General features: G+C 61.4%; 28 protein-coding genes. 6 read left to right on the top strand and 22 right to left on the bottom strand.

The annotated features are described in order from the left end of the window. Positions 1-22 precede the first annotated feature (22 nt). Positions 23-655 carry a nucleotide exchange factor GrpE gene (gene grpE, locus FFM53_RS11355; RefSeq protein WP_065281958.1) on the top strand — a complete coding sequence of 211 codons (633 nt, stop codon included), beginning with the start codon at positions 23-25 and terminating at the stop codon, positions 653-655. 41 nt (positions 656-696) lie between these two features. Here grpE and FFM53_RS11350 read toward each other — a convergent pair whose 3' ends face one another. After that, a complete protein-coding gene (locus FFM53_RS11350) occupies positions 697-1,641 on the bottom strand; it encodes a nucleoside hydrolase (protein WP_138388350.1) in 945 nt (314 codons plus the stop codon). A gap of 280 nt (positions 1,642-1,921) precedes the next feature. Here FFM53_RS11350 and FFM53_RS11345 point away from each other — a divergent pair, with 280 nt between their 5' ends. Together FFM53_RS11345 and FFM53_RS11340 are read left to right on the top strand one after the other, a co-directional pair. Next, positions 1,922-2,347 carry an Hsp20 family protein gene (locus tag FFM53_RS11345; RefSeq protein ID WP_003544836.1) on the top strand — a complete coding sequence of 142 codons (426 nt, stop codon included), beginning with the start codon at positions 1,922-1,924 and terminating at the stop codon, positions 2,345-2,347. A 47-nt stretch (positions 2,348-2,394) separates the two neighbouring features. Then, positions 2,395-2,652: a BQ00720 family protein gene (locus FFM53_RS11340; RefSeq protein WP_003544838.1), complete on the top strand. Its 258-nt coding sequence runs from the start codon at positions 2,395-2,397 to the stop codon at positions 2,650-2,652. 54 nt (positions 2,653-2,706) lie between these two features. Here the strand turns inward: FFM53_RS11340 and FFM53_RS11335 are convergent, their stop codons facing one another. After that, positions 2,707-2,973: a DUF2277 domain-containing protein gene (locus tag FFM53_RS11335; protein ID WP_062940652.1), complete on the bottom strand. Its 267-nt coding sequence runs from the start codon at positions 2,971-2,973 to the stop codon at positions 2,707-2,709. Between the two features lie 41 nt (positions 2,974-3,014). On the opposite strand from FFM53_RS11335, the gene FFM53_RS36280 reads away from it, so the two are divergent. Next, entirely contained in the window at positions 3,015-3,635 is a 621-nt protein-coding gene (locus tag FFM53_RS36280; RefSeq protein ID WP_246413139.1) for a hypothetical protein, read from the top strand. A 99-nt stretch (positions 3,636-3,734) separates the two neighbouring features. Here FFM53_RS36280 and trmB read toward each other — a convergent pair whose 3' ends face one another. From trmB to FFM53_RS11250, 16 genes are all read right to left on the bottom strand, one after another. Next, the gene (gene trmB / locus FFM53_RS11325) at positions 3,735-4,436 is read right to left on the bottom strand and encodes a tRNA (guanine(46)-N(7))-methyltransferase TrmB (protein WP_138332290.1); all 702 of its coding nucleotides are present in this window, start codon (positions 4,434-4,436) and stop codon (positions 3,735-3,737) included. Positions 4,437-4,444: 8 nt separating this feature from the next. After that, a complete protein-coding gene (metK, locus tag FFM53_RS11320) occupies positions 4,445-5,683 on the bottom strand; it encodes a methionine adenosyltransferase (protein ID WP_018485328.1) in 1,239 nt (412 codons plus the stop codon). A gap of 178 nt (positions 5,684-5,861) precedes the next feature. After that, positions 5,862-6,278, bottom strand: a complete 417-nt coding sequence (locus FFM53_RS11315) for a helix-turn-helix domain-containing protein (protein ID WP_003544853.1) — start codon at positions 6,276-6,278, stop codon at positions 5,862-5,864. 152 nt (positions 6,279-6,430) lie between these two features. Beyond that, positions 6,431-8,035, bottom strand: coding sequence for an apolipoprotein N-acyltransferase (gene lnt / locus FFM53_RS11310; RefSeq protein ID WP_138388349.1), 1,605 nt, complete (start codon positions 8,033-8,035; stop codon positions 6,431-6,433). An 80-nt stretch (positions 8,036-8,115) separates the two neighbouring features. Continuing rightward, on the bottom strand, positions 8,116-9,249 hold the full coding sequence (locus tag FFM53_RS11305; RefSeq protein WP_138388348.1) for a hemolysin family protein: 1,134 nt from the start codon (positions 9,247-9,249) through the stop codon (positions 8,116-8,118). After that, positions 9,246-9,761: an rRNA maturation RNase YbeY gene (gene ybeY / locus FFM53_RS11300; protein ID WP_029873916.1), complete on the bottom strand. Its 516-nt coding sequence runs from the start codon at positions 9,759-9,761 to the stop codon at positions 9,246-9,248. Before ybeY ends, FFM53_RS11305 begins: the two co-directional genes overlap by 4 nt. Continuing rightward, positions 9,761-10,810, bottom strand: coding sequence for a PhoH family protein (locus tag FFM53_RS11295; RefSeq protein WP_003544862.1), 1,050 nt, complete (start codon positions 10,808-10,810; stop codon positions 9,761-9,763). Before FFM53_RS11295 ends, ybeY begins: the two co-directional genes overlap by 1 nt. An 18-nt stretch (positions 10,811-10,828) precedes the next feature. Continuing rightward, positions 10,829-12,250 carry a tRNA (N6-isopentenyl adenosine(37)-C2)-methylthiotransferase MiaB gene (gene miaB / locus FFM53_RS11290; protein ID WP_138388347.1) on the bottom strand — a complete coding sequence of 474 codons (1,422 nt, stop codon included), beginning with the start codon at positions 12,248-12,250 and terminating at the stop codon, positions 10,829-10,831. A gap of 49 nt (positions 12,251-12,299) precedes the next feature. Next, entirely contained in the window at positions 12,300-13,097 is a 798-nt protein-coding gene (olsA, locus tag FFM53_RS11285; RefSeq protein ID WP_138332295.1) for a lyso-ornithine lipid O-acyltransferase, read from the bottom strand. 27 nt (positions 13,098-13,124) lie between these two features. Then, entirely contained in the window at positions 13,125-13,553 is a 429-nt protein-coding gene (locus tag FFM53_RS11280) for a Fur family transcriptional regulator (protein WP_003544875.1), read from the bottom strand. Between the two features lie 82 nt (positions 13,554-13,635). Next, the gene (locus FFM53_RS11275; RefSeq protein ID WP_003556053.1) at positions 13,636-14,136 is read right to left on the bottom strand and encodes a GNAT family N-acetyltransferase; all 501 of its coding nucleotides are present in this window, start codon (positions 14,134-14,136) and stop codon (positions 13,636-13,638) included. Further along, positions 14,133-14,795 (bottom strand): tRNA (adenosine(37)-N6)-threonylcarbamoyltransferase complex dimerization subunit type 1 TsaB, encoded by a 663-nt coding sequence (gene tsaB, locus FFM53_RS11270; protein WP_138332296.1) that lies wholly within the window; start codon positions 14,793-14,795, stop codon positions 14,133-14,135. Before tsaB ends, FFM53_RS11275 begins: the two co-directional genes overlap by 4 nt. 88 nt (positions 14,796-14,883) lie before the next feature. Then, entirely contained in the window at positions 14,884-15,450 is a 567-nt protein-coding gene (locus FFM53_RS11265) for a NifU family protein (protein ID WP_012755783.1), read from the bottom strand. A 162-nt stretch (positions 15,451-15,612) separates the two neighbouring features. Continuing rightward, entirely contained in the window at positions 15,613-16,104 is a 492-nt protein-coding gene (locus FFM53_RS11260) for a universal stress protein (RefSeq protein WP_003544884.1), read from the bottom strand. Positions 16,105-16,233: 129 nt separating this feature from the next. Continuing rightward, positions 16,234-17,298 carry a tryptophan--tRNA ligase gene (trpS, locus tag FFM53_RS11255; protein ID WP_017995867.1) on the bottom strand — a complete coding sequence of 355 codons (1,065 nt, stop codon included), beginning with the start codon at positions 17,296-17,298 and terminating at the stop codon, positions 16,234-16,236. 130 nt (positions 17,299-17,428) lie between these two features. Further along, complete coding sequence (locus FFM53_RS11250) at positions 17,429-17,827, bottom strand: VOC family protein (protein WP_138332297.1); 399 nt, start codon at positions 17,825-17,827, stop codon at positions 17,429-17,431. Positions 17,828-18,014: 187 nt separating this feature from the next. Here FFM53_RS11250 and FFM53_RS11245 point away from each other — a divergent pair, with 187 nt between their 5' ends. Then, positions 18,015-18,443, top strand: coding sequence for a YcbK family protein (locus FFM53_RS11245; protein WP_138388346.1), 429 nt, complete (start codon positions 18,015-18,017; stop codon positions 18,441-18,443). Positions 18,444-18,525: 82 nt separating this feature from the next. Here the strand turns inward: FFM53_RS11245 and FFM53_RS11240 are convergent, their stop codons facing one another. Then, the gene (locus tag FFM53_RS11240) at positions 18,526-19,119 is read right to left on the bottom strand and encodes a TetR/AcrR family transcriptional regulator (protein ID WP_246413137.1); all 594 of its coding nucleotides are present in this window, start codon (positions 19,117-19,119) and stop codon (positions 18,526-18,528) included. Positions 19,120-19,300: 181 nt separating this feature from the next. Here FFM53_RS11240 and FFM53_RS11235 point away from each other — a divergent pair, with 181 nt between their 5' ends. Continuing rightward, on the top strand, positions 19,301-19,705 hold the full coding sequence (locus FFM53_RS11235; RefSeq protein WP_138388344.1) for a nuclear transport factor 2 family protein: 405 nt from the start codon (positions 19,301-19,303) through the stop codon (positions 19,703-19,705). A gap of 27 nt (positions 19,706-19,732) precedes the next feature. On the opposite strand, the gene murJ is transcribed toward FFM53_RS11235, so the two are convergent. From murJ to FFM53_RS11220, 3 genes are all read right to left on the bottom strand, one after another. Next, positions 19,733-21,313 carry a murein biosynthesis integral membrane protein MurJ gene (murJ, locus tag FFM53_RS11230; protein WP_138388343.1) on the bottom strand — a complete coding sequence of 527 codons (1,581 nt, stop codon included), beginning with the start codon at positions 21,311-21,313 and terminating at the stop codon, positions 19,733-19,735. A gap of 38 nt (positions 21,314-21,351) precedes the next feature. Next, on the bottom strand, positions 21,352-24,258 hold the full coding sequence (locus tag FFM53_RS11225; RefSeq protein ID WP_138388342.1) for a [protein-PII] uridylyltransferase: 2,907 nt from the start codon (positions 24,256-24,258) through the stop codon (positions 21,352-21,354). 133 nt (positions 24,259-24,391) lie between these two features. After that, a complete protein-coding gene (locus FFM53_RS11220; RefSeq protein WP_003544896.1) occupies positions 24,392-24,667 on the bottom strand; it encodes a hypothetical protein in 276 nt (91 codons plus the stop codon). Positions 24,668-24,671: the final 4 nt, after the last annotated feature.

Raw genomic sequence — 24,671 nt, 5'->3', positions numbered from 1 at the left:
AAGACACCAACCGGAGACCGTCATGACCGATGACACGACGAAAAACGGACCTGACGCAACTGCGGCCGATGCCGCAGCCGACGCTGCCGCCTACGTCGAGAACGAAACTGCGCAGCAAGAGCCCGCCCAGCCGGACCCAATCGAGCTTCTGAAAGCCGAAAACGGCGAACTGCGTGACCGCTATCTGCGCCTTGCTGCCGAGATGGACAATCTGCGCCGCCGCACCGAGCGCGAAGTGAAGGATGCCAAGTCCTATTCCGTTGCCGGCTTTGCGCGCGACATGCTCGCCGTGTCCGACAATCTGCGTCGCGCGCTCGATGCCATCCCTCCGGAGACCAGGGCTGCGGCCGATGCCGGCCTGAGCACGCTGATCGAGGGTGTCGAGATGACCGAGCGCGCCATGCTGTCGGCTCTCGAGCGCCATGGCGTTCGCAAGCTGGAGCCGGTCGGCCAGAAGTTTGATCCGAATTTCCATCAGGCGATGTTCGAGGTGCCGAACCCGGACGTGCCGAATAACACGGTCGTCCAGGTCGTGCAGGCCGGCTTCACCATTGGCGAGCGCGTGCTGCGCCCGGCCATGGTCGGTGTCGCCAAGGGCGGCCCGAAGCCGGCCGAAGCCGAAACCAACTCTGTCTTCGACGAAAAAGACGCCTGAGATCGTTTCCTTCTTCCTCGCGAGGAAGGGAAATCGAAGTTTTAGATGCGGGCGAAGCGTTCGATCAGCAGATCGAAGAAGCCGTCCGCATCGACATGGCGCATGACCCTGGCATTGCGCTTGCGCTCGGTCACGTGCCACCAGTCGACGACCGTCATGCCGACGGTAAGTTCGGACTGGACCTCGATCTCGACATTGCAGTCCCGGCCCTGGAAAAGCTCCTGCTTCAGCAGGTAGGCGACAACGGTCGGGTCGTGCAGCGGTCCGCCGTCGGAACCGTATTTCTCGATGTCGAACCGCTCGAAGAATTCCAGCATCTCGACCATGGCCTTTGCCGGCGCCGTGCCGATTTCGGCCATGCGCTTCACCCGGTCCTTGCGGGTCAGCAATTGATGCGTCACGTCAAGCGGCATCATCACGATCGGAACGCCTGAGCGGAAGACAATATCGGCGGCCTCGGGATCGACATAGATGTTGAATTCGGCTGCCGGCGTGATGTTGCCGCCCTCGAAGAAGCCGCCGCCCATCATCACCAGCTCGCGGATGCGGGGGACGATGTCGGGCGCCTTCTGGAAGGCCATGCCGATATTAGTGAGCGGCCCGAGCGTACACAGCGTCACCGTGCCTTCCGGCTCGCGGCGCAGCGTCTCGATAATGAAGTCGACGGCATGGCCGGGCTGCAGCGCCATCGTCGGTTCGCTGAGCTCAGGACCGTCGAGGCCGGTCTTGCCGTGCACATGTTCGGCCGTCACCAGCTTGCGGGCGATCGGTGCGTCGGCGCCGGCGAAAACCTTGGTCTCCGTCCGGCCGCAGAGCTCGCAGACGATCCGCGCATTGCGGCTGGTGAGCGAAAGCGGCACGTTGCCGGCGACCGTGGTGATCCCCAGAACCTCCAGCTCATCGGGACTGCCGAAGGCAAGCATGATGGCGGCCGCGTCGTCCTGGCCGGGATCCGTGTCGATGATGATCTTTCTTGCGCTTGCCATTCCGATCGTTCCATCCTCGCACTGCGTGTTATCGGGGTATGCACCGATTTCTTCACGTCCCGTCACAAATCAGCACATTCCGCGCGGGCATGTTTTGATGCGAGGCAGCAGACGCTTTGTCAAGGAAAGAGCCTGACGCCACCGCCTTAAATTGAGAGGCCGACGCCGGCACGTCGCGCCCCATGCCTTGCAGCGCCGGGCTCCTCTCCCCATATTAGCGGCATCCGGATGCTGCCCTTAAGGTCCGGGATGGTCGCTTGCATCAAGGACTTGAAAAGAGATGAGCCGCATTACCCCTTTCGCCAGCCCGCTGCTTCTGGGCTTCGATGCCATGGAAAAGACGCTGGAGCGCATTTCCAAGGCGAGCGACGGATATCCGCCCTATAATATCGAACGCATCGCCGCCGACACCGGCGCGCCGGAACGTCTGCGCATTACCCTTGCCGTGGCCGGCTTCAGCGAGGAGGAACTCGATGTCTCCATTGAGGAGAACCAGCTTGTGATCCGCGGCCGCCAGGTCGAACAGGGTGAACGGGACTATCTTTATCGCGGTATCGCCGCTCGTCAGTTCCAGCGTACTTTCGTTCTTGCCGACGGCATGCAGGTGCTCGGTGCCGGCCTGAAGAACGGACTGCTCTCCGTTGATCTAATTCGTCCGGAACCCGCGCGCATGGTCAAGAAAATTAACATTTCGGTCTCACAGTAGCACAACGGTTTGTCGGACCGTTGGTCCCTTCTCCCGGAGGAACAGGAATGTTGATGAAAGAAGCCACGTCTCACTTGACCAAATCCGAGCTTGCCCACATCGGCAACGGCGAGGTCGCCTATATCAGAAAAATGCGCACCGATGAGGTCGCCAAGTGCTTTCCCGAGGCGCCGGATATCGATCCGAACGTCGATCTCTGGGCACTCTTCGGCGCCGACGGCACGCCGATCCTTTTGACGGACAACCGCTCCAGCACCTTCTTCAAGGCTGCCGAGGACGAATTGAAGACGGTCAGCCTGCACTGACCGTCAAGGCCATTTGAGCCTTGATTGAGATCTCCTGTGCGTGACAGGGTTTCCTTAAGCGAACCGGACCGCCGTTCTCGCGCGCGCCCTTGCCGCTACCTCTTCGCGATCACGAGGAGGTTGAGACGTTTCCAGCGAATCGAGCAGCTCACGGGCGCATGCCGCGATCGAACTGACCGCGTGCTCGAATGCGACCTCATTGCGCTTCGATGGTTTGGTCGTTCCGCTCACCTTGCGTACGAACTGGAGCGCGGCATCGTGGATCTCGTCGTCCGTCGCTGGCGGATCGAAATTGAACAGGGGTTTTATATTTCGGCACATGACTTGCTCCCGGTCATTGTCTCTCTTCCATTGAGAGGAGGGTGGCCAGCACAGAAAATAGTCGCGTGAGCGCTATTGGCAACCGGTCCAACGGCGGATCTCTAAGCGTCGCAAGGGAGGGCGCTCTGATCCTTCAGTTCAACCTGTTGTCGTCTTCTTGCGCCGCCAATAGCGGCCATCTGTTCGAGACGGGTGCCTTTCATGCTACGACGAGTGCATGTATTCCGCGTTGGCTTGTTCTTGGTCGGCGACGAAAGGAGCTTGCGTTGAACCAATCGCAGCCAAATCGATTTCCATTTCACACGCAATGCCCGAGAGACGATGGATGCGGGGTCTTTGTTCTGCAGATGCTCACCGGCATGAGCTACGACGATGTGGCCGCCATGATCGATTGGGGCGACAGATCGGCGCATTATACAACCTGGAACGATCTTTGCGGCGTGTTGGCGGAGATCGGATTGTCTAACGAAGCCCCGATCAAAACCAGTCGATGGAGCGATATCCAGGGGGTTGCCATCGTCCACGTTCAGGGGGATCACTTCATGCTTTACGACGCGGAAAACGGTCTGTTTTATGACCCAGCAGAGATGGAAGGCCCAGGGGTTGCCAGCGATCGCGTTCCAACCAGCTATCTGACTGTATACGGCCCCAACCACCGCTAAACTTAGATCCTTCAGCACGGAAATCCGTCAGGCCAGCGTTCCACGCGATTGCTCGCGCCGAATAACATCACGTGCGCGTTCGCCGACTTGCCGGCAGCCTCAGACCTTCCTGAAGGTCAGATAGGCCGAAGACCGGCCCTCGCGCCGCGCCTTGGCCTCGTAACGTGTGCTCGGCCAGCCCTCATAGGGCGTCAGCCAATCGGCAGCATTGTCGGCGATCCAGTCGAAACCGCCATGGTCGCGGCATTTGATCAGCGTCCAGTTTACATAGGTGTCGATGTCGGAGGCGAAGCAGAACAGGCCGCCGGGCTTCAGCGCGCGATGAAAGCGGTCGAGATTGGTTTTCGAGACGAAACGCCGCTTCCAGTGCTTCCGCTTCGGCCAGGGATCGGGATAGAGCAGATCGATCTGATCGAGTGAGCCGTCCGGCAGCCAGTCGAGCAGCTGCGTCGCGTCGTCATTGTAGACGCGGATATTGGAGGCACCCGTCTCGCCGATGCGCGACAACAGCTTCTGCATGGAATTGACGAAGGGTTCGACACCGATGAAGCCGGTCGAAGACGTCTCCAGCGCGCGGTGGATCAGGTGCTCGCCGCCGCCGAAACCAATTTCCAGCCGCAATCTTTCGACCGGAACCGGGAAGAGGGAAGTCAGCGGCTCCGGGGGAGCCGCCGAGAGATCGATCAGGAATGCCGGCAACAGACTGTTCAGCGTCTCGGCCTGCTGTTCGCGCAGGGCCTTGCCCTTGCGGCGACCGAAGAAGGCTTCGGTCGCCCGGCCGCGGCGTTCCATATCCGTCATGCTTTATCTCAGGCCTTCACGCTTTCCTTGAGCGCCTTCACGAGGTCGGTACGCTCCCAGGAGAACGAGCCGTCGCGGCCGGCCTTGCGGCCGAAATGGCCATAAGCAGAGGTCTTGGCATAGATCGGCTTGTTGAGGTCGAGATGGCGGCGGATACCGGTCGGCGAAAGGTCCATGTTCTTGCGGATAGCCGCTTCGATCTGATCCTCGGTAACCTTGCCGGTGCCATGCAGATCGACATAGATCGACAGCGGCTGGGCGACGCCGATCGCGTAGGAGATCTGGATCGTGCAGCGGTCGGCAAGACCGGCGGCGACGACGTTCTTGGCAAGATAGCGGGCGGCATAGGCGGCCGAACGGTCGACCTTCGTCGTGTCCTTGCCGGAGAATGCGCCGCCGCCATGCGGAGCGGCACCGCCGTAGGTATCGACGATGATCTTGCGGCCGGTCAGGCCCGCATCGCCGTCCGGTCCGCCGATGACGAACTTACCGGTCGGGTTGATGTACCACTTGCAATCGTCGGCGATCTTCAGCTCGCCGAGCGCTTCGCGGATATAGGGCTCGACGACGGCGCGGACCTTGTTCGAATCCCAGCTCTCGTCGAGATGCTGGGTCGAAAGCACGATCGAGGTTGCTTCCGACGGCTTGCCGTCGACGTAACGCACGGTCACCTGGCTCTTGGCGTCGGGGCCGAGCTTGGCGACTTCGCCGTCGCCCTTCTTGCGGGCAACTGCGAGCAGTTGCAGGATCTTATGGGAATAATAGATCGGGGCCGGCATCAGGTCCGGCGTTTCGCGGCAGGCATAACCGAACATGATGCCCTGGTCGCCGGCGCCCTCGTCGCCCTGCTGGTCGGCGGCGCTGTCGACGCCCTGCGCGATGTCGGCCGACTGCGAGTGCAAGAGCACGTCGATCTTTGCCTTCTTCCAGTGGAAGCCGTCCTGCTCATAGCCGATATCCTTGATGGCGCGGCGGGCGGCGGCCTTGAACTTCGAAGGATTGATGACGTCCTTGCCATCCTTGTCCTTCTTCATCAGGCTCGGCGGCAGGCGGACCTCACCGGCGATGACGACGCGGTTGGTCGTTGCCAGCGTTTCGCAGGCAATGCGCACGCCCCATGGATTGACGCCGGTCTTGGCCGCTTCGCGGTAGACCAGATCGACGATCTCGTCGGAGATGCGGTCACAGACCTTGTCCGGATGACCTTCGGCAACGGACTCGCTGGTAAAGAGATAATTCGCGCGCATTTCGGGATTCCCCTCAAAGAATAAAAGCCACCTAGTAGGTACTCAGTTCGAGGGCCGATGACAAGCGCAGAAGGACATAAATATATCTTTATATCTGCGGCAAAGTGACAAATTTTGCCCCAAAAACGCAAAAAAGGCGGCCTTTCGACCGCCTTTCGAATTCTGCATTGGTCGTGGTTCAGTCGGCGTCGGCTTCAGCGGCCAAGGCTTTCACCAGCTCCACGACCTTGCGGCGAACCTTGGGATCGGAAATCTTGACGAAGGCGCGGTTGAGCTGCAGTCCTTCCGAGGACGACAGGAAATCGACGACGTAATTCGAGCTGGAGGCTTCCATGCCGCCGCCGGCACTGGAATGTTCGCCGGGCGCGTCCTCGAAGAAAAACGACACCGGAACATTGAGGATGTTCGAGATATTCTGCAGGCGGCTTGCGCCGACGCGATTGGTGCCCTTTTCGTATTTCTGGATCTGCTGGAAGGTGATGCCAAGGCTTTCGCCAAGCTTTTCCTGGCTCATGCCCAGCATTGTACGGCGGAGGCGAATACGGCTGCCAACATGGATGTCGATCGGATTTGGCTTCTTCTTGTTTTCAATCATGGTCGTGCCCTAGCTAAGAATTTCAACCTGTTTCTAACCGGCATGCCCCTGATCCATCCCAAAACGCCACGTTGCAAGCGGTGAGGAACCCACCTTCAAACATACGTTAAGAACGCCGATTGACATCACTATGCAATTTTAGGGGTTTTTGGTCAATTCAACCCGGAAATAAAACCTCTGCGAGAAATTAGCGCAATCAAAATCAGCAGCGCCTCGGTCAACCAGAAGTATGTTTGCCGGGGAAATGTCGTTCCGACTCCATCGCTGATGCTATCGAGCGTTGCATCGACGAAGCCGGTTTCTCCAAGATCGAGGCCCGCAATAATTTCCCCATGCGCATTCACCAGCGCTGAAATGCCGCTATTGGCGTCGCGAATCAGCGGCAGGCCGGTTTCAACAGCCCGTACCCGCGCCTGCTGGAAATGCTGGTAGGGGCCGGGCGTCGTGCCGAACCAGGCATCATTGGTGATATTGAGGATCGCGTTGGCGTCTTTTATGTCACCGGTCATTTCGCCGGGAAAAATGATCTCGTAGCAGATCAGCGGATAGAGATTGAGCCCGCCGGGCAGCGTCAGCAAGTGCCGGCTTGCCGCGGCCGAAAAGCCGCCCGGAATCTCGACGACGTTCTGGATGCCGAATTCGGTGAGCACGTCCTCGAAGGGCAGATATTCGCCGAAGGGCACCAGATGCACCTTGTCGGAGGCGGCGATGATCTGCCCGCGGCCATCGATCACGTAGATGGAATTATAGTAGCGCGGCGGCGTGCCTGGTCCCATCTCCTCGGCGCGAACGGCGCCGGCGATCAGGATCTGATTGTCGTCGAGCGTATCGGCAATCCGCGTCAGCGCATCCTGATTGTCGGTCAGGATGAAGGGGATTGCAGTTTCCGGCCAGACGATGATATCGGGCTTGCGCCCGCCATTCTTCGGCGCTTCGGCCGACAGCTTCAGATGCGTCTCGAAGATCGCGGCGCGGTCGACGTCGTTATCCATTTTCTCTGTCTGGTCGATCGCCGGCTGCACCAGCCGCACCACCTGCCGCTTGTCCTCAGGCAATGCGTCCGGCCGCGGCGCGAGATGGAGAGCATAAGCGCCATAACCGAGATGGGCAGCAAAGAGCAGGACGGCGAGCGCGATACCCGTCCGTGCCCCTTGCCGCGTCCCGGCAAGGGCAGGCGCAGAAAAGACGAAGACGGCAAGGGCCGTCACGCCCATCGCCCCGATCACATGCGCCGACTGCATCATCAGCGGAACCGGCATGATGCCGTAGCCGATGGCGTTCCAGGGAAAGCCGGTGAGGATCACGCTTCGAAGCCATTCCATCAGCCCGAAGCCTGCCGCAAGCGCGGCGATCCGCCCCATGCCATCAGACCAAACGATGCGGGCAAGAGCGGCCGCCAGCCCGTAGAAGATCGCAAGACAGGCCGGCAGCCCGAGGATTGCCAGCGGCAGCGCCCAGGCGAATTCTTCCTGATCGACCAGCAGCGCATGGCCGAGCCACCAGAGGCCGGCGACGAAATAGCCGAAGCCGAAAAGCCAGCCGGTGGCAAACGCCGGCCACAGCCTGCCGATCAGGCCGCTTTCAGGCGAAGCCGCCGCCCCGTCGATCAGCCAGACGAGCAGCGTGAAGGAAACGAACATCGCCGCGAAAAAGCCGACAGGCGGCAGCGCCAGAACCGCGAATGCCCCGGCGGCGATGGCCAGCAGCGACCGTTTGAAACCCCAGACGAGGATAACCCTGTCCGCAAGCCGCTCCATGCGCACTCCCATCAAACCGCGAATCAACCCATTCGCAGTCTTTCAAAAAAGCGGCTCTTTGTCCCGTCAGTTGGGTCCCGTCAGTTGGCGGTCGATTTCGCCGGCCGATCGTCGCCGGTCTCGGAGCCGCCATCCGCCTTGGCGCGGCGGCGGATCGCGTGGCGCTTGCGGGTGATGCGCAGCCGCTTGATGCGGCGCGGGTCGGCGTCGAGGATGTGGAATTCGAAGCCCGGCAACGCCTGGACGACCTCGCCGCGCACCGGGATGCGGCCGAGTGCGGAGAAGATCAAGCCGCCCAGCGTATCGACCTCGTCGACTTGCTCGCTGATGTCGAAATCCGGCCCGATCGCTTGGGCGATCTCTTCCAACTCGACGCGGGCGTCGGCGATGAACATGTCCTCGGCGACGCGCTTGAACATCACCTCTTCGTCGTCATGTTCGTCGTCGATGTCGCCGACCACCATTTCGACGATGTCTTCATGCGAGGCAAGCCCGTCGGTGCCGCCATATTCGTCGATGACGAGCGCCATCTGCGTGCGGTTCACCTGCATCCGGCGCAACAGGTCGGACGCCAGCATTGACGGCGGCACGAACAGGATCTTGCGGATGATACCGGCCTCGGCCAGCGTCTTTTGCAGGTCGACGCGGCCGAGATCGAAATTCTGCTTGGCCGAACGCGTGGTCTTCTGGATGTTTTCGGGCGCAACCTCGATCGCCGGCACGACAGCGGCCGGTTTCGTCGGGCCGCGGCGCTTGTTGCGCGCCTGCTTGGCGACATAGGAGAGCAGGTCGCGGATATGGACCATGCCGCGCGGATCGTCGAGCGTATCGGCATAGACAGGCATGCGCGAGCGGCCGGATTCCTCGAAGAGGATCATCAGTTCGCCGATGGTGATGTTCTGATCGACCGCCTCGATATCGGCGCGCGGCACCATCACGTCGGCGACGCGAACCTCGCGAAAGCGCAGGATGTTGTTGAGCATCGCCCGTTCGTCGGGCGAAAAGGCGTCGTCGCCGGCCGCATCGGTCATCAGCGCGTCGGCGAGATCCTCGCGCAGTCGCGAGCCCTGCTGCGGGCGAAGGATGCGCGCGGCGCGCGACCAGAAGGATTGCGATCGGCCGGATGGCCGACTACTACTGCCTGCCTCGTCCGAAGAGGAGGATGGCTCGGAGTCCTTGGCGTCTGCCGCCGGCTTCGTCGTAAAGTCGCTCATGGTTCCATTTTAAGGTCTTGACCCTCGTAGGGATCAGATAGGCCGAGCTGGGCCAAAATGCGAGTCTCCAGCCCCTCCATAATTTCGGCTTCGGCACTATTCATATGGTCGTAGCCGAGAAGATGCAAGAAACCGTGCACCAGAAGATGGGTCAGGTGGTCGTCGAAACTCTTTTCGAGCTCGGCCGCTTCCCGCTCCAGCGTCTCCCGGGCGATGATGATGTCGCCGAGCATCGGGCCGGGCATCTTGCCGGGCTGAACCGGAAAGGCCGGAAAGGAGAGCACGTTGGTCGCCTTGTCCTTGCCGCGCCATTCGGCGTTGATGTCCTGGATCGAGGCATCGTCGGTGAAAACAAGCGAAACCTCGGGCGGCATCGTCGGGAAGGGCTGCTTCTCGCTGTCGCGGAGATAGACCACTGCTGCGCCGAGCACGCGTTCGCAAAACGACAGCAGCGTCTCTTCGCCGGGCCAGCCGATGTCCTCGACGCTGATCTGGATGTCGAGTTCGGCCATTAGCCCTGCCGGCTGACGTCTTCGGCGACGGCATACGTGGAATCATAGGCCCTGACGATGCGCCCGACCAGCGGGTGGCGGACGACGTCGGTATCCGTGAAGCGCACGATCGAGATGCCTTCGACGCCGTTCAGAAGCTGCAAGGCCTCGACGAGGCCGGATTTGACGCCGCGCGGCAGATCGATCTGGCTCGGGTCGCCGGTGACGATCATCCGCGCATTTTCGCCGAGACGCGTCAGGAACATCTTCATCTGCATCGACGTCGTGTTCTGCGCTTCGTCGAGGATGATGGCGGCATTGGCGAGCGTGCGGCCGCGCATGAAGGCGAGCGGCGCGATTTCGATGACGCCGGCAGTGATCGCCCGGTCGACTTTGTCGGCAGGGATCATGTCGTAGAGCGCATCATAAAGCGGGCGAAGATAGGGATCGACCTTTTCCTTCATGTCCCCGGGCAGGAAGCCGAGGCGCTCGCCGGCCTCGACGGCCGGGCGCGACAGGATGATCTTTTCGACCGCGCCGCGCTCCAAGAGCTGGGCGGCATGGGCGACGGCGAGATAGGTCTTGCCGGTACCGGCCGGGCCGACGCCGAAGACAAGCTCGGCGCGTTCCAGCGCCCTGATATAGGCGTCCTGGGTTGGCGTGCGGGCGATGATCGTCTTCTTGCGGGTGGAAACCTGCGCCATCGTCAGCTTGGCCTTGCGCTCCATGGTCGGCAGGCTGAGCTGATCGTCGGCGGCGACCGCCATGCGGATTGCACCCTCGACGTCGGATCGTTCCACGCTGCCGCCTTTCTGAAGTTTTTCATAGAGATAGTCGAGCGTGCGCCGCGCCTGATTGGTGGTCACGATATCGCCGGTGATGACGACCGAATTGCCGCGTGCCCGCGCATCGATGTTCAGCCGTTGCTCGAGCAGCTTGAGGTTTTGGTCGAATTGACCAAAGAGCTCGCTGGCGAACCGGTTGTTCTCGAACGTCAGGACGAAGTGATTGGTATCGCTCGGCGTGCGGGGGTGGCGCGGTGAAGAAGAAACCAATTCTTGTCCGTTCAAGCGGTCGGGCTCCTTGGGTTAGACCGCAGCCTCTGCGCGTTCGGCAAACAGGCTGTTTGTTCCGGTCCCTGTGATTCGCACTTTAATAATGTCACCGATTTGCGATGCTTTTGCATCAACATTCACTGATTGAAGCCAGGGAGAACGTCCGATTAGTTGTTCCGGCATGCGACCGGGCTTTTCGAGCAACAGGTCGATCTCTTTGCCGATGCAGGATTCGGCAAATTCCTGCTGCTGCTTCAGAAGAAGCATTTGCAGGCGTTCCAGCCGTTCTGCCTTGATCTCTTCCGGCACCTGATCCTTCAGCTCCGCGCCGGGCGTGCCCGGCCGTGTCGAGTATTTGAACGAGAAGGCCTGTGCATAACGGACCTCCTCCACAAGTCTCAATGTATCCTTAAAATCCTCATCTGTCTCCCCCGGAAAGCCGGTGATGAAATCGCCCGACAGCGCAATGTCGGGCCGCACCGTGCGGATGCGCTCGATCAGCGCCAGATATTCGGCCGCCGTGTGGCGCCGGTTCATCGCTTTCAGGATGCGGTCCGAGCCCGATTGCACCGGCAGGTGCAGATAGGGCATCAGTGCGCTGAGGTCGCGATGGGCATTGATCAGCCGGTCGTCCATGTCGCGCGGATGGCTTGTGGTATAGCGCAGCCGCGCAAGGCCGGGGATCTCGGCCAGCCGGTAGAGCAGGTCGCCGAGGCTCCATGCCTCGCCATGGCTCCCGGCGCCGTGCCAGGCGTTGACGTTCTGCCCGAGCAGGGTGATCTCGCGCACCCCGCTGTCGGCGAGCTTTTCGGCTTCCTCGACGATCTGGGAAACCGGCCGCGACACTTCCGAGCCGCGTGTATAGGGCACGACGCAGAAGGTGCAGAATTTGTCGCAGCCTTCCTGCACCGTCAGGAAGGCGGTGACGCCGCGGGCGCGGATCCTCCGGCTCTCGGCGATCGGCAGATGCTCGAACTTGTCCTCGATCGCATATTCGGTGTCGACGACGCGCTGGCCTTGTTTGGCCAGGCGTAGCGCCTCCGGCAGGCGATGATAGGTCTGCGGGCCGATGACGACGTCGACGGCGGGCGCGCGGCGCAGGATCTCCTCGCCTTCGGCCTGGGCGACGCAGCCGGCAACGCCGATCATCATCTCCCGTCCGTCCGCCGCCTTCTTCTTTTTCATATCGCGCAGCCGCCCGAGCGCCGAATAGACCTTCTCGGCCGCCTTCTCGCGGATATGGCAGGTGTTGAGGAGAACGAGGTCCGCCTCTTCCATATCTTCCGTCGGCTCATAGCCGTCGCGGGCGAGCGCATCGCTCATACGCATGGAATCGTAGACGTTCATCTGACAGCCGTAGGTCTTGATGAAAACCTTGCGGCTGTTGCTGCCGTCGCGGAGGCTCTCGCTGGGAATTGCCGCCGGGGCCTGGAGAAGGGCGCTGTCCTGTGTCATGGCGCGCTATTTAGTGGTTTTTGCCGCCGGAGAAAATCGAAATCTTGTTTCAGGAGATTTCTCGCCCGCGCAAGCGGCTGTTCAGGAGGTTGCGGATGCGCAAGGCGATTGTCGCGCTCACCTCCTTGCGGCTGGTCTTGGCGCGATAATCGACCGCCTCGCCGAAGGAAACCTCGGCGTCGATGGCGCCGCAGCGCACGATGTCGAGGAGGTGCGGCAGCAGCTCGATATCACCCGGCCAGGCGGCGAGCGGCCGGTGATAGCGCCCCATGGCGATGCCGTGCACCCTGGTATAGGCAACCGCCACCGGCTGCACCACGACGGTTCCCGTCGGCGAATAAGGCACCGCCATCGCCGCGGCGCCGAACAGCGAGGACTTGACCTCGAGCAACCGGTTGCCGTCCGAGGTCGTCCCTTCCGGGAAGAGCACGACGATCTCGCCGTCTGCCATGCGCCCGGCGATCTCGTTTGCCTGGTGACCGGTCTTGCGCCGCTCCTCGCGCACGACGAAGACGCTCTTCTGCAGCTTGGCAAGCGTGCCGAAGATCGGCCAGTCGCTGACCTCGATCTTGGCGATGAAGGCGACGTCGGCAACGGCCGACAGCACCATGATGTCAAGCCAGGAGGAATGGTTGGAGCAGAGCATCAGCGGCCGGCGGTCTTCGAGCTTGCCCATGACGCGGACGCGGATGCCGAGACAATAGCAGACGATCCGGTGCCAGACGCGCGGAAGCCGGCGCCGCAGCCGCCAGTCGAAACGCAACGCCAGCACCTGCAGCGGCATGAATACGATGCTGACGGCAAGGATGACGACCGCGGCGAAGGCGATGCGCAACCAGGCGATCAAATGCTGGTCTCCCGGGCTGCCATTGCGTCAGAGATCTTCTTTCTTCAGCGGAACGCCATAGAGCTCCAGCCGGTGGTCGACCAGTCGGAAGCCGTGCTCGCGGGCGATGCGCTCCTGCAGCGCCTCGATCTCCGGCGAGCGGAATTCGATGACCGTGCCGGTCTTCAGGTCGATGAGATGGTCGTGATGTTCTTCCGGCACCGTTTCGTAGCGCGAGCGCCCGTCGCGGAAGTCGTGGCGGGCGATAATGCCGGCATCCTCGAACAGTTTCACGGTGCGATAGACGGTCGAGATCGAGATCTTCGCATCGACTTTCACCGAGCGGCGGTAGAGTTCTTCGACGTCGGGATGATCTTCCGAGTCTTCCAGGATGCGCGCGATCACGCGGCGCTGCTCGGTCATGCGCATGCCGCGTTCGGTGCAAAGCTCCTCAAGGGTCTTGGCTACATCAGTCATCGCCGGCCTATAGAGATATTCGTGTTTCGACAACGCCGCACGGCATTTGCGCCGGCCTGCATGTTATCTCGCTGCCAGGGAACTACCGAAGAACGCGCTTCATGACAAGCGCCGTGGAGAGGGCGCCGTTTTCTTGTTTGTAGTAACCCTGACGTTCGCCGACCTTTTCGAAGCCGAGCTTGCGGTAGAGGCCAAGCGCTGCCGTATTGCCGTTGTCGACCTCGAGAAACATGCTCTCGCCGCCGCGCGACCGCGCTTCCCGCATCGCCGCCTGCATCAGCCGCCAGCCAAGCCCGGCACGGGCGACCTTCGCCTGCACGGCAATGGTCAGGATCTCCGCCTCGCCGGCGACATGGCGGGCGAGGATGAACCCCGGAAGCGGCTTTTTCAGGATGGCATTGGTCTGGCGCGCGACGAAGCCGAAGACGGTATCCTGCATCAGCAGGCCGTGAAATTCACCGTCGCCCCAGGGCCGGGCGAAGCGCTCGCCGTGCAGGACGGCGACATCGCGGCAATCCTCGCGCTCCATGGCGATGATCTCGAATTCCGGTTTCAGCGTCAGATAGGCTTCCAGCATCGTCATACTCGTCGCGCAATCGCGTACCCGGCCTGCGGCTTGGCATCGGGTCCGCGCAGATAAAGGGGCTTCGGCTTTCCGGCATCGGGGGAGGCGGCAGCGCCCAGGCGCGCCACGACGGAGATCGGGAATCTGTTGGTGTGATCGTCGCCGGCGTCGGCCTTGAGGAGGGGCGTCGCCGAACCGATAATCTCGCCGTCGAAGCCGGCAGCATATGCCTGCGCTTCCGCAACGCCGACTGCCCGTGGCGCGTCGAGGGGCGAACCGTCGGCCGCGAAGGATTGGAGGTAGATTTCGTCCCGCTTGGCATCCATCGCCGCCAACACGGCGCGATGAGGCGTCTTGTCGCGCTGGGCTGATGCCATGACTTCGAGCGTGGTGACGCCGACGGCCGGCACATTGAGGGAAAGCGCGAAACCGCGGGCTGCGGCAACGCCGACGCGGATACCGGTAAAGGAGCCGGGACCGATGGTGACGGCAAGGCGGTCGATATCCGAAAGGGCCACTCCCGCCTGATCGAGCGCGCGATCGACGATACCAATCAGATGTTCAGCATGCCCCTTGCCGATCATGTCCGATGCCTCCCCCAGCACCGTATCCCTGCCGCTGTCATAGACAGCGGCAGCGCAGTCCACACCCGCCGTGTCGAGCGCCAGAATGATCATGCCATCAATTTCCGAATAAACCAGTGTCGCCTATCGATAAATCCGTTCGGCCGAACCTGAGATGAACGGCGGGACGAATTCAGGATTTTTAAGCGGCAATCACTTCCTGCACTTCCGGAACGAAATGGCGCAGCAGGTTCTGGACGCCGTGCTTCAGCGTTGCCGTCGAAGACGGGCAGCCGGCGCAGGAACCCTTCATGTTCAGATAGACCTTGCCATCCTTGAAGCCGCGGAAGGTGATGTCGCCGCCATCCTGGGCAACGGCCGGGCGCACGCGCGTCTCCAGAAGCTCCTTGATGGTCAGCACGATCGATTCATCGCCTTCGTCGAAGAATTCGTCGCCGGCATCGGCGTCTTCGGAAAGGATGGAGGCATCGCCCATGACCGGCTTGCCGGACATGAAATGCTCCATGATCGAGCCTAATATAGCCGGCTTAAGATGCTGCCAGTCGGCATTATCCTTGGAGACGGAAATGAAATCATAGCCGAAATAGACGCCGGTAACGCCTGATATTTCGAACAGGCGGGCAGCGAGCGGCGAGGCTTGAGCCTCCTCAGTGCTGCGGAACTCGGCCGTGCCGTTTTCCATCACCACCTTGCCCGGCAGGAACTTCTGCGTGGCGGGGTTCGGCGTGGCTTCGGTCTGAATGAACATCTGGTTCTCCATGCGGCCGGCCTATGGTCTCGGCCGTCTTTAGAATTCTTCAAAAGAAGATAAGCCGATTGACGGCTCTAATCAAGAGACTTGTACTCAAGAAATGCTACAGTTAGAGCATGATGTCGTCCGAAAACCGCTCACAGTTTTCGGCATCATGCTCTAGCAGAGAGCATCGATTTCCTCGTTGGTCAACGTATCCGGCAGCACGGTGACCGGTATCGGAAACGCCGCCGCGCGACCGGCGACCGAGGAGACCAGCGGCCCTGGACCTTCCTTTGCCGAACCGGCGGCCAGAACCAGGATCGCCACATCGCGGTCTTCCTCGATCACGGCGTTGATCTGTTCGGCAGCACCGCCCTCGCGGATGACGACCTCAGGCTCGATGCCGATGGTCTCGCGCACGATCTGGGCGATCTTGGCAACCACCGCCTCGGCCTCCTCACGCGCTTCGGCCCGCATGATTTCTTCGACGCCGAGCCATTGCTGGAAATCCCCATCCGGGATCACGTAGAGCAGCACCAGCCCGCCATTGGAATTCTTCGCGCGCCGGCCGGCATAATGAACGGCGCGTTGGCATTCGGGTGTACCGTCGATTACCGCCATGAATTTGCGGCGGTGACCTTCGAGCCGTGAGAGTCGCTTCGATACCATGGCGCGGACTCTGACACCCGAAGCGGAAAATTTGCAAGCCCAGTTTTTGCCCTGATGCCCGAGAAGAAATCCCCTTCTCTCCAGGGGAAGGTCCCCTTCTCCCCTGGCGGGAAAAAGGGGAGATCTATCTCAATAGAGGAAGCCGATGACGTCGCGCACTTGTTGCATCGTCACCTCGGCGCGGGCCCTTGCGCGTTCGCCGCCCTTGCGCAGGATAGCGTCGATATGGCTGGTATCGTCCATCAGCCGGCGCATTTCGCCGGTGATCGGCGCCAGCACGTTGATTGCCAGGTCGACCAGCGCCGGCTTGAAGACGGAGAATTGCTGGCCGCCGAATTCGGCAAGCACGTCCGCCTTCGATTTGTCGGCGAGTGCGGCATAGATCGCCACCAGATTGTCGGCTTCCGGACGGCCCTGCAACCCGTCGATCTCGCTCGGCAAGCCGTCCGGATCGGTCTTGGCCTTGCGGATCTTCTTCGAGATCGCGTCCTCATCGTCCATCAGGTTGATGCGCGAGAGATCGGAGGGGTCCGACTTCGACATTTTCTTGGTGCCGTCGCGCAGCGACATGACGCGCGGCGCCGGCCCGCCGATCAGCGGCTCGACCATCGGGAAATAGGCATGCACCGGCTCGTTGCCGACGGTGATGTCGACGCCGTAACCGGTCCTGCTGATATGCTCGGCATAGTCGAGGTTGAACTTCATCGCGATGTCGCGGGCAAGCTCCAGATGCTGCTTCTGGTCCTCACCAACAGGCACATGGGTCGCGCGATAGACGAGAATGTCGGCGGCCATCAGGCTCGGATAGGCATAGAGCCCGAGCGAGGCCTGCTCGCGGTCCTTGCCGGCCTTGTCCTTGAACTGGGTCATCCGGTTCATCCAGCCGATGCGGGCGACGCAGTTGAAGATCCAGGCGAGTTCAGCATGCTGCGGCACGGCCGACTGATTGAAGACGATATGCTTTTCCGGATCGATGCCGGCGGCGATGAAGGCGGCGGCGATCGAGCGCGTCTGGCTCGGCATGTCCTCATGCACGAGTTGGGCGGTGAGCGCGTGCATGTCGACGACGCAGTAGATGCAGTCATTGCCTTCCTGCAGCGCCACAAACCGGCGGATCGCGCCGAGATAATTGCCGAGATGCAGATTGCCGGTCGGCTGCACACCGGAGAATACGAGTTTCTTGAATTCGCTCATGTCGTCCTCAATAGGCTGGTGGAGGGCCCACGCTGTCACAGTTTAAATTGCTGCAGAATGCAGCAGGGCTTTTCGCCCATGTTGTTAACGCCGCGGCTTATGCACGGGCAACCGGTCGCAATCAAGGGGTTCAGGCGGCCGTGTGCTGGATCAGATCGAAAGTGTTGCCGTAGGGATCCGCAAACACCGCCACCGTGCCGTAAACCTCGTGACGCGGCTCTTCCAGAAAACGCACGCCGGCTGCCAGCATCGCGCCATGGTCGCGGGCGAAATCGTCGGTCTTCAGAAAGAAGCCGACACGCCCGCCGGTCTGATTGCCGACGGCCGCGCGCTGCGTCTCGTCTGCCGCCTGCGCCAGCAAAAAGGCGGCTCCATCCCCACCCCTCGGCTTCACCACCACCCAGCGCTTGCCCTCCGGCTGCAGCTCGTCCTGAAGGCAATCGAAACCGAGACTATCGCAATAAAAAGCCTTGGCGCGGTCGTAGTCGTCGACCACGAGGGTGACGAGGAAAAGAGACTGGATCACCATGTGTTGCCTCGCGTTTGAGATGTTTATTCCAGTTTTGGGCGGCAATTCCCGGATTTTAAGCCGAATTGATCAATCGACTTACTCATAATTGAGTATAAAATTTCACAAAAAAGCTTTTTTTGAACCGAAAATCCTGCGCATGGTGCCGGCGCCGTTGGGGTCGCTGGGATAGCCGATCGGAACGACCATGCAGAACGCAATTTTGCTCGCCATGGCAGGCCTTTTCGCCTTTCAATCAGCAACGGGTGCCGTCGGTCAAGACATGAAAAGGCATGCCGTTCATCTTGCAAAACATCAGGCACGTCTCGCCTACACGGTCCAGACCGTCAGCGTTCGTGCCAGCTGCTTTCCGGGGCGCCTGCGAGCGATCCTGTCGCATATTGCTGCGAAGACCGGCCGACGCCCTGTGATAACCTCGGGCCACAGGCCGCATCCCCGCCGCCATGGGTCCCTGCATGGGAAATGTCTGGCGGCCGATATCAGGATGCCCGGCCTGTCGGAGCGCACGATCATTGCTGCCGCAAGAAGCGCGCCGGGCATCGGCGGCATCGGCAGCTATTGCAACGGCATCATCCATGTCGACGTCGGACCGCAGCGACGATGGGTGGATTGCTGAGGAATCATCCGGTCCGCCTTTTCCCATTCCGGTTTAAGGATCGCCGATTCAGTGGCGGCGAAAAGACCTACCGCGACCACCTCTATTGGCCGCTCCGCGGCGTCACCGCCACCCGCAGGAGACGCATGAATAGTTTTGTATCGTCATCGAGGCTGGAACCATTCCATTGCGCGTGTTTGATCCCATCCATTGCAGCCATCATGATACTGGCCAGTTGAACAGGCGAGGCCTGCAGCGGTTCGAGATCAATTTCCCTGGTTGCCGCGGCGGCATTCAGCGTCTGTGTCAGCATCGTCGATAGCCGTGTCCGCGCGTCGAGCGTGATATCCGCAGCCAAGGCCATATTGGCGGCAAACAGTTCTTCCGCATCGGAACTGCCGCCAAAAGGGGCGATTAACTCCCGCTGAAACACCGCTATGGCCTTTTCCATGCGGTCAAAGGTGTTCCCCTGTCCTGCCAGGGCCGCTCCCACCTCATCCAGCGCGCGAGTATGCGCTCGCATGGAACCGGCTCGGAAAAGCTCTTCCTTACTGTTGAAGCTCAGATAGAGCGATGCTCGCGAAATTCCTGCGGCGCGCGCAATGTCGGCCATGGAAGTTTTTCGAAAGCCGAAACGCACGAACACCGGCAGGGCAGCATCCAGGATTTGGGCGATTTTCCGATCATTCTGCATCATTTGGACAGACTGGCATTTCGTGACCATTCTGTCAAAAGACGAGTAGACAAATAGTGTTTATCTGTCTAAATCGATGAGAGCACATCGGTGCGCAGTCAGGAGATACCCGTGACTATGATGCCACGTCGCCGCCTATCCCGGGAGAATCGATTGATCCTTAGCTTTCAATTGGAGAACGGACATGACCATCCCGACCGCCGACGCATCCTCACCGGCCAGTGAGGCCAACCTTCTTCGCGAAACGGAGCACGCGAGGCTGCGCGCCCTGGTCAACGCCGATATTGTTCGGGCACAACAGCTTCACGCTCCGGACTTCCAGTTGATAACGCCGATCGGTACCACGCTTTCAAAGGAAGAATATCTCGGTGCGATCGCCTCCGGGCAGATCAAATACCTGATCTGGCGGCCCGCTGACATTGCCGTGCGCCTTTATGACGGGGTCGCCGTTCTTCGGTATCGTGCTCAGCTGGAGGTTGTCTTCGGTGGCCACAAAGTCGCTCTCAACGATTACTGGCACACTGACACGTATGAGCGGCATGACGAACGATGGATGGTTGTCTGGTCGCAAGCCACAGCCATAAAGTAGCCAGCGTCACGGTGGTTACGACCGGCCTCACCCGTCCTTAGCCGGCGCCTGCTTGCGGTTCAGATTGCGTCGGATCATGCCGAGATTTGCCCCGCCGACCAGGAAGGCGGCGGCGAAATAAATCAGCATGGCGATTGCAATCAGCAGCCCGAGGGTGCCGATCTTGGTGAGAAGCGGCGCGCCGGAAGCAAGCCACGGCGCCCAATATTGCTTGAGGAAGACGATGGCCGCACCCATGACGGCCGCGGCGACGATCAGCAGGGCGGTGCGCTTTGCCAGCGCCCATTCCCATGTCAGGTGGCCACGGTGCAAAAGCGTGGCGAACAGCAGTACGGTGCTGATCCAGCCGGCCGTGGCTTCGGCAACCGCGATGCCGGGCGCGCCCATATAGGGGAAGAGCGTCAGCGCCGTGGCGCAGTTGGTCGCAACCGCAATGGCCGAAAAACGCATCGGCGTCTTGGTGTCCTCGCGGGCATAGAAACCGGGCTGCAGCGCCTTGATCAGCACGAAGGCCGGCAGGCCGATGCCGTAAATCGCCAGGATCGAGCCGACGACGGCGGTGTTTTCCTGATGGAAGGCGCCGCGCTCGTAGAGCACGCGGATGATCTCGTCAGAGAGGATCCAGAGCGCGAAGGCGGCGGGGATCGTCAGGAACAGCACGAATTCGATCGAGCGGTTCTGCAGGTTTCCGGCCTCGCGCAGGTTGCCGCCCTTCAGCGCCCGGGCAAGTTCCGGCAGAAGCACCACGCCGACGGCGACGCCGACGACGCCGAGCGGCAGCTGATAGATGCGGTCGGCATATTGCAGTGCTGCGATCGCGCCGTCGCGGGACGACGCAATCGCCTGGCCGATCAGCTGGTTGATCTGGGTGATGCCGCCGGTCACCGCCGCCGGCACCGCCAGGATCAGCAGCCGCTTGACGTTCGGCGTCATCTTCGGGAAACGGAAGCCGATGCTCATGCCGGCCGCAAGCACGCCGACATAGACGACGGCAAGCTGCAGGACGCCGGCGGCAAGAACGCCCCAGGAGAGGTACCAGGCGGTCGCCAGGGGATCGGCGCCGGTGTAAAGCGCATAAAACAACGCCCCGATCATCACCACGTTGAGGAAGACGGGCGCGATGGCGGCGGCGAAGAAATGATGCAGCGAATTCAGCATGCCGCTCATCATCGCCGTCAGCGACATGCACATCAGATAGGGAAACATCACCGCCGCCATGCGGATGGTGATCGAGAATTTTTCGGGATCGTCGGCAAAGCCCGGCGCGATGACGAAGCGCACCAAGAGCGGCATGGCAAGCTCCATCACGATGGTGATGAGGAGCAGCACCGAAAACAGCACGCCGAAGACTTCTTCGGAAAAGCGCTTGGCGCCATCTGTGCCGTTCGCCTCGATCTCCTTGGCAAAGAGCGGCACGAAGGCGGCGTTGAAGGCGCCTTCGGCAAACAGCCGGCGGAAGAGATTCGGAAAGCGGAAGGCGGCGTAGAAGACATCGGCCATCGGTCCGGTGCCGAGCGCCGCAGCCATCAGCGTTTCGCGGGCGAAGCCGAAGATGCGGCTGCCGAGGGTGGCGCCGCCGACGGTCGCGAATTTCTTGACGAGGCTCATGCGTTTGGGCTCATGCGTGGGGACTCATGCGTTCAAGCTCATATGGGGGAACCGGCCTTCTTTTCGCTGGCGGGCGGGGTTCGGGCGGTGGCGGCCGGTGCGATGATGCCGGAGGGCATACGCTCGCGCAGCTCGTCTTCTTCCTCGGCCATGACGGCCTTCATCCGGGCGGTGATGTTGGCGCGCTTGCTGTCGCCGGAAATTTTCTGGCCGACCAGATCGGTGACGTAGAAGGTGTCGATCACCTTTTCGCCGAAGGTGGTGATGCGGGCCGACTGGATGTCGAGCGACAGATCGGAAAGGACGGCGGTGATCTCCGACAGCAGCCCCGGCCGGTCGAGGCATTCGACTTCGATGACCGTGAACTTGTTCGACAGGCTGTTGGTGATGTTGACCGACGGCGGAATGACGAAGGCCTTGCTCTTCTTGCGGTTGCGCGCGCGTGTGGCGATGACCTCGGGCAGGCGCTTGCGGCCGGACAGCACGTCCTCGATCATCCGGCCGATCGTCGCAGCCCGGCGCAGTTCGTCGGCATCGTCGGTAAATTCGCGGCTGACATGGATGGTGTCGAGCGCCCGCCCGTCCGATGTCGTGAAGATCTGCGCGTCGACGATGTTGGCACCGGCCGCGGCACAGGCGCCGGCAATGACGGCAAGCAGCCGCGGATGGTCGGGCGACAGCACGGTGATCTCGGTGATCGCGTGGAAACTGTCGGTGCGCACCGTGGTGGCGAGCGCCTGGCCCGCCTTATCCGCCTGGCGGATGAAATCAGCGTGGCGGATCTGGTCTTCCAGCGGCACGGAGAGCAGGTAGGGCTGGTAGTGCAGCTTGGTATAGGTATTGCGGTCCTTCTGGCTCCAGTCGGCGAGTGCTGAATGCAGCGCCTCGGCGGCGGCATTGGCCCGCTCCTTGCGGGAGACCTCCGAAAAGCCGCCGGCAAGCAGCAGCTCGGTTTCGTAATAGAGCGTGCGCAGAAGCTGGCCCTTCCAGCCGTTCCACACACCCGGACCGACGGCGCGGATATCGCAGATCGTCAGGATCAACAGCATCTTCAGCCGGTCCAGCGACTGCACGCGGTCGGCGAAATCGGTGATCGTCTTGCGGTCGGTGAGGTCGCGGGTCTGCGCCACCATCGACATGGTCAGATGTTCTTCGATCAGCCAGACGACGATTTCCGTCTGCTTCTGCGACAGGCCGAAGCGGGCGCAGAGCTTGCGGGCGACGCGGGCGCCGGCGATCGAATGATCCTCCTGGCGGCCTTTGGCGATGTCGTGGAGGAGAACGGCGACATAAAGCGCCTCGCGGTCCTCGATGCCGGGCATCAGCTTGTTGGCGAGCGGATGCAGATCCTCGGCGCGCCCCTTGTCGATCTCGGAGAGAATGTCGACGGTGCGGATCAGATGTTCGTCGACCGTATAGTGGTGGTACATGTTGAACTGCATCATCGCGACGATCTTGCCGAATTCGGGGATGAAGCGGCCGAGCACGCCGGCCTCGTTCATCCGGCGCAGGATGAGCGCCGGATCCCGCTTCGACGTCAGGATCGACATGAACAGCCGGTTGGCCTCGTCGTTTTCCCGCAGGCTGTTATCGATCAAGGCAAGGGAACGGGTAACGCGTTTCAGCGCGTCCGGATGGAATTCCAGCCCGTTGATGTCGGCGACGTGGAAGAGCCGGATGATGTTGACCGGATCACGCTTGAAGACGTCAGGGTCGGCCAGCGCAATGCGGCCGCGGTCTTCAACGAATTCGACGCTGCCGGCGATCTTGCGGTTGCGATGGGTGAAGCGGCTGATGACGCCGGTGAGGCCGGGGATCGACTTCGCCTGCTGGTCTTCAAGTGCGGCACAGAGGATGCGCGTGAGATCGCCGACATCCTTCGCGACAAGGAAATAGTGCTTCATGAAGCGCTCGACGGCCGAAAGGCCCGGGCGGGTGTGATAGCCGAAGGCTTCGGCGATCTCGCGCTGGATATCGAAGGACAGGCGCTCCTCGGCCTTGCCGGTCAGGAAGTGCATATGGCAGCGCACTGCCCAGAGAAAACCGTCGGCTTTCTCGAGCAGGCGGTATTCGTGCTTGGAGAGCACGCCGAGCTTGACCAGCTCCGCCTGGTCGCGCACGTGATAATAATATTTCGAGATCCAGAACAGCGTATGCAGGTCGCGAAGCCCGCCCTTGCCTTCCTTGACGTTCGGTTCGACGAGATAACGCGTGTCGCCCGCCTTGCGGTGGCGCTCGTCGCGCTCGGCAAGCTTGGCGGCGATGAATTCGGGACCGGTGCCGGTGACGATCTCCTTGTCGAAGCGGGTCTCGAGCTCGGTCTCCAGCCGCTGCAGGCCGCAGATATAGCGCATCTCCAGGATGGCGGTGCGGATCGTCATGTCGGACTTGGAAAGCGCAATGCATTCCTCCACCGTGCGGGTGGCGTGACCGACCTTGAAGCCCATATCCCAGAGCACGTAGAGCATGAATTCGACCGCCTTGTGCGTCTCTTCCGCCGGCCTCGGCAGGAAGAGGAACAGCAGGTCGATATCCGAGCCCGGCGCCAGCGTGTCGCGGCCGTAGCCGCCGACGGCGGTGACCGCGAACTTGTCCTTCTGCTGCGGAAAGATATGGGCGGTGGCGAAATTGTAGAGGACGGTGGTGATCTGGTCCTGCAGCCAGGAAATCCGGTAGGCGCAATTGAGCCCGCCGCCGTCGGCCATCAGTGCCTCGCGCGCCTTCTGCCGGCCTTCGGTGCTCGCCTTCTTCAGCACCGCCAGAAGATCGGCGCGCAGGACGTCTGGCCGGTTCCGGTTGGCCTCGGCAACGGCGTCACACTGCTTCTGCAAGAGCTCGACGTCGAGGATATTGGAGAAATCGAGGTCGCGCATCGCTGTCGCCGGGGCGGTTTCCTGTTCATGCCGGACTGCCGGTTCACGGCCTGCCGCTTGTTTCGTCTGCATGCGCTATAGCCCCTTTGCCCGGCGATTGACACGGGCTTTCATACTGCAAGAACCTTTAAATTTGGCGAAATGGTGTTGGTTCGCCGCATGAGACGAGAGCGCTTGACGCAAGGCGCCGGCTTTCCCGGAATCCTCAGCCGGCGGCCCGCGCATTCAGCAAATGCAGCACCTGCCGTGTCTCGCGCATGATCTCCTCGAGCGCCTGCCTGTCGCATTCGCGATAGCCGGCCTTGGCGATCGAGGTTCCGAGTTCCGAGATCACAGCGCAGCAGCGGGTGATTTTCAGCATGCCGATCGGCGAAGTCCAGCCGCGGGCATTGCGGTCCTTATCGGCGCGCCGCATCGTGTCGAGCATGGAACAGATGAGCGAGAGGCGCTCGGTTTCGCGAACCAGTTTTTCCATGAACATGGCA

The sequence above is a fragment of the Rhizobium indicum genome (assembly GCF_005862305.2).
Lineage (GTDB): Bacteria > Pseudomonadota > Alphaproteobacteria > Rhizobiales > Rhizobiaceae > Rhizobium > Rhizobium indicum.
The sequence above is the reverse complement of the archived record's forward strand: the minus strand, read 5'-3'. Positions and strand labels throughout refer to the sequence as shown.

What these genes read in the sequence shown, in the direction of transcription:
- FFM53_RS11350 (WP_138388350.1), bottom strand. Translation starts at nt 1,641, where the DNA reads ATGGCAAGCGCAAGAAAGATCATCATCGACACGGATCCCGGCCAGGAC.
- FFM53_RS11220 (WP_003544896.1), bottom strand. Translation starts at nt 24,667, where the DNA reads ATGTTCATGGAAAAACTGGTTCGCGAAACCGAGCGCCTCTCGCTCATC.
- tsaB (WP_138332296.1), bottom strand. Translation starts at nt 14,795, where the DNA reads ATGATCATTCTGGCGCTCGACACGGCGGGTGTGGACTGCGCTGCCGCT.
- trpS (WP_017995867.1), bottom strand. Translation starts at nt 17,298, where the DNA reads ATGAGCGAATTCAAGAAACTCGTATTCTCCGGTGTGCAGCCGACCGGC.
- FFM53_RS11265 (WP_012755783.1), bottom strand. Translation starts at nt 15,450, where the DNA reads ATGTTCATTCAGACCGAAGCCACGCCGAACCCCGCCACGCAGAAGTTC.
- FFM53_RS11245 (WP_138388346.1), top strand. Translation starts at nt 18,015, where the DNA reads ATGCAGAACGCAATTTTGCTCGCCATGGCAGGCCTTTTCGCCTTTCAA.
- trmB (WP_138332290.1), bottom strand. Translation starts at nt 4,436, where the DNA reads ATGACGGATATGGAACGCCGCGGCCGGGCGACCGAAGCCTTCTTCGGT.
- FFM53_RS11235 (WP_138388344.1), top strand. Translation starts at nt 19,301, where the DNA reads ATGACCATCCCGACCGCCGACGCATCCTCACCGGCCAGTGAGGCCAAC.
- FFM53_RS11225 (WP_138388342.1), bottom strand. Translation starts at nt 24,258, where the DNA reads ATGCAGACGAAACAAGCGGCAGGCCGTGAACCGGCAGTCCGGCATGAA.
- grpE (WP_065281958.1), top strand. Translation starts at nt 23, where the DNA reads ATGACCGATGACACGACGAAAAACGGACCTGACGCAACTGCGGCCGAT.
- miaB (WP_138388347.1), bottom strand. Translation starts at nt 12,250, where the DNA reads ATGACACAGGACAGCGCCCTTCTCCAGGCCCCGGCGGCAATTCCCAGC.
- FFM53_RS11335 (WP_062940652.1), bottom strand. Translation starts at nt 2,973, where the DNA reads ATGTGCCGAAATATAAAACCCCTGTTCAATTTCGATCCGCCAGCGACG.
- ybeY (WP_029873916.1), bottom strand. Translation starts at nt 9,761, where the DNA reads ATGGCCGAACTCGACATCCAGATCAGCGTCGAGGACATCGGCTGGCCC.
- FFM53_RS11250 (WP_138332297.1), bottom strand. Translation starts at nt 17,827, where the DNA reads ATGGTGATCCAGTCTCTTTTCCTCGTCACCCTCGTGGTCGACGACTAC.
- metK (WP_018485328.1), bottom strand. Translation starts at nt 5,683, where the DNA reads ATGCGCGCGAATTATCTCTTTACCAGCGAGTCCGTTGCCGAAGGTCAT.
- FFM53_RS11275 (WP_003556053.1), bottom strand. Translation starts at nt 14,136, where the DNA reads ATGACGATGCTGGAAGCCTATCTGACGCTGAAACCGGAATTCGAGATC.
- FFM53_RS11340 (WP_003544838.1), top strand. Translation starts at nt 2,395, where the DNA reads ATGTTGATGAAAGAAGCCACGTCTCACTTGACCAAATCCGAGCTTGCC.
- murJ (WP_138388343.1), bottom strand. Translation starts at nt 21,313, where the DNA reads ATGAGCCTCGTCAAGAAATTCGCGACCGTCGGCGGCGCCACCCTCGGC.
- FFM53_RS11280 (WP_003544875.1), bottom strand. Translation starts at nt 13,553, where the DNA reads ATGACTGATGTAGCCAAGACCCTTGAGGAGCTTTGCACCGAACGCGGC.
- FFM53_RS11345 (WP_003544836.1), top strand. Translation starts at nt 1,922, where the DNA reads ATGAGCCGCATTACCCCTTTCGCCAGCCCGCTGCTTCTGGGCTTCGAT.
- FFM53_RS11305 (WP_138388348.1), bottom strand. Translation starts at nt 9,249, where the DNA reads ATGAGCGACTTTACGACGAAGCCGGCGGCAGACGCCAAGGACTCCGAG.
- FFM53_RS11260 (WP_003544884.1), bottom strand. Translation starts at nt 16,104, where the DNA reads ATGGTATCGAAGCGACTCTCACGGCTCGAAGGTCACCGCCGCAAATTC.
- FFM53_RS11240 (WP_246413137.1), bottom strand. Translation starts at nt 19,119, where the DNA reads ATGATGCAGAATGATCGGAAAATCGCCCAAATCCTGGATGCTGCCCTG.
- lnt (WP_138388349.1), bottom strand. Translation starts at nt 8,035, where the DNA reads ATGGAGCGGCTTGCGGACAGGGTTATCCTCGTCTGGGGTTTCAAACGG.
- FFM53_RS11315 (WP_003544853.1), bottom strand. Translation starts at nt 6,278, where the DNA reads ATGATTGAAAACAAGAAGAAGCCAAATCCGATCGACATCCATGTTGGC.